Source organism: Streptomyces sp. NPDC026417 (genome assembly GCF_055567695.1).
Genome location: NZ_JBVHPY010000114.1, coordinates 1 through 1,845 on the forward strand (window position 1 = coordinate 1; position 1,845 = coordinate 1,845).

At 65.1% G+C, this 1,845-nt stretch carries 1 pseudogene; it reads left to right on the forward strand.

The window, feature by feature from the left end:
* Nucleotides 1-316: 316 nt before the first annotated feature.
* Nucleotides 317-892: pseudogene (locus ACZ4NT_RS39265) on the forward strand (IS110 family transposase); the annotation flags it as partial.
* Nucleotides 893-1,845 lie beyond the last annotated feature (953 nt).

Consider the following 1,845-nt stretch of genomic DNA (forward strand, 5'->3'; position numbering starts at 1 on the left):
AGTCTCAGCGTCCATTGGTCACACCTCTGTCGAGCCACACCGCGCGGGTGCTGGCCGGCAGCGGCGAACTCATCATGAGTCAGCTTGAGTTGGGGGCCGCATGAGGGAGGTCACGCGAGCCCGTGCCGGTCGGCACCCCGGACGCTACGGCTGCAGACCGCACATCTGGTGCCGATTCAACAAAGTCAGAAATTCGGCCGCCGCGTGGCCGGGCGCAATGCCTGGTCGTTCGCGGGCGGCAGGTCTGCATGGTGTGGATGCGCGGGAACGGCCCCGACCGCCGAGGCCGGCACGCTTCGAGGCATGTGGGGGCACGGTGATCAGCATCGACGCGGTGGGCGTCTTCCTGGGCCTGGACGTCGGCAAGGGAGCGCATCACGGCCACGGACTCATCCCAGCCGGGAAGACCGTCTTCGTCAAGGCTCTGCCGAACAGCGAACCCCAACTGCGGGCCGCTTCGACAAACTCAAGGCTAAGCTCGGCACCGTCCTGGTGGTCGTGGACCGGCCCGCTTCCATCGGCGCCCTCCCCCTCACGGTCGCCCGCAACGCCGGCTGCCAGGTCGCCTACCTTCCCGGACTCGCTACGCGTCGGATCGCCGACCTCAGCGAGGCCAAGACCGGATCCCTGGCCGCTCTGCGCAAGGCAGGCCGCCGCAAGCTGGAAGCCCGGATCAAAGCCCTGCTGGAGGCGACCCTCTTTCTTTCCCAGGTCCTGACCTCGATGCCCGGCATCGGCGTCAGGACCGCCGCAGTCCACCTGGCCACCATCGACAACGCCAGCTCGTCCTCAGCGCCGCCACCTCGCCTCCTACGCCGGCCTCGCCCCAACCACCGTGCAGTCGGGAACGTCGATCCACGGCGAACACACGCTACGAGGCGGAAACCGACAGGCAGCAGGACAACGGCTCGTGGTCCGTTGCCGCCCAAGAGGCGGGGCCTCACCGAGGAGATCAACGACCTCACGGCACGGATCAGCACAGCGATCGATGCTTGCTCACCCAAGCTCCTGGAGCTCTACGGTGTCGGTCCGGACACGGCAGCAGCCTTGCTGACCGCGGCCGGCGACAACCCCGACCGCCTGGCGAGCGAAGCCTCAACCTCGGCCTCAGCCGAGACCACCGGGGGAAAGCCCTCGGCCCCCACGCAAACTGCGACCAGGGGTACCAGCACCCTTTGTCGAACTCCGAGAACGCCAGCGACACGACCACTCATCGAGACGGATCACCGTCGAACACGCCCTCGCCGACACAAACGCTACAAACAACTCCAGCGCTGGACCTACCGCCGCGACCCCCTCCGCACACCGACCAGGCCATCGCCAGCCTCGTCTCCAACCGCACAGACATCATCTCAATATAGACCACGACCGGGCAGGCACGACCCAACCGCTACCACGCACCAACTTGTAAGGCGTGGAAGAACCGTTCAGGTATGAATCGCACGCTGGCGACCATCGCGCCAAAAGGCCGTCCGTGACACCGATTGAGTACCAATCACTCGTGTGCAGATATAGCCTCTTGTGATCAACTTCTATCAGCGAGATGACCTGCCCAAGTTGTCGTCTCGCCCGTCTGCAGATCTATCGAGTAGGACCGCGCCCCCCGCTCGATTTTCCGCAGAACGCCTGCCGCCGTCATGTTGTCTCCTGGGGGAGGTATGTGGCGGCGGCGGGAGGGGCAGCCAGGGAAACAATCAGAACGAGACGCTCGAGAAGCATCTGTGCCTGCACACATGGACTCTATCTGCGTGACGCCAGAAACACGACCTGCCGGGGTAAGCGTCGGTGTCTGTAGCTTTGTAGAGATGACACGCCAACGGCAGGCGTACGCCCCGCCTTCTCTAA